This window comes from Mesorhizobium sp. FG116, assembly GCF_057809835.1.
In genome coordinates this window covers 1-774 of record NZ_JBMDKS010000130.1, presented here as the reverse complement: position 1 = coordinate 774, position 774 = coordinate 1, and the positions used below count along the sequence as shown (strand labels likewise).

Below are 774 nucleotides of genomic sequence, written 5' to 3'. Positions count from 1 at the left end.
CGAGTTCCTCGTCCTTCGACAATCGGTCCAGACGCGCGGACGAGACTCTGTCGGCTCTCCGATTTTCTTCGCAATCACGAGTGAAGTTAACGAGATCGCGCATTTTACGACGATGTATGGATATCGCTGCACGAACGTCCCCGTGCACATCATCAGTCGAATTTATGCAAATAGGTTCGAGCCGCATGACTAGCGCCTTTCGGTCACTGCTTCTGACGCCCCCGAAGCCCTGTCTCTCCAGCTTTCAGCCCGCGTGGAACATCCGCCCTAACCACCCGGCAAAAGTTCAACCTCCTACTCAAGACTCCCGATACAAATTTTCGCCCTTCCGGACGCCATCCGACCGATCTCCAATGGCCAACAGTTTGTGAAACCTCTTCCGTGCAACGCCGTGTTCAACTTCTGCACCGGTCGCCGGTAATTCGATCCCTCTCCCGTGCCGTTCGAAACCCGATAATAAAGACGTTGATTACAGCAACGGGCACGATAGGATACGAAGAGTAACGAAACGAAACGAAGCCATCGACTGTAAGAAGTTGGTAAAGAACGGAAAATTGTTTCTCCCACCACCACGAGATGGAAGCGATTTCAAGGAATTGTTCAAGCGATTGGCGGCGGCGGGTGCGGGAAGGCCACTGGGCGAGGACGGGTTTCCTCTAGGTCCTTGGACACCCGAGCTTCTCGCAGAGGCGATTACACACATCGATTCCAACCGAATTGGCGTCGACCTGCGCACCGTCCAGCTTTGGTTTCAGGAGAACGACAAGGGCATTG

1 pseudogene is annotated in these 774 nt (G+C 54.0%); it reads left to right on the top strand.

Annotation, left to right across the window (positions count from 1 at the left end):
• Positions 1 to 536: 536 nt before the first annotated feature.
• Positions 537 to 774: pseudogene (locus ACODTY_RS24090) on the top strand (RcgA family putative transporter); the annotation flags it as partial.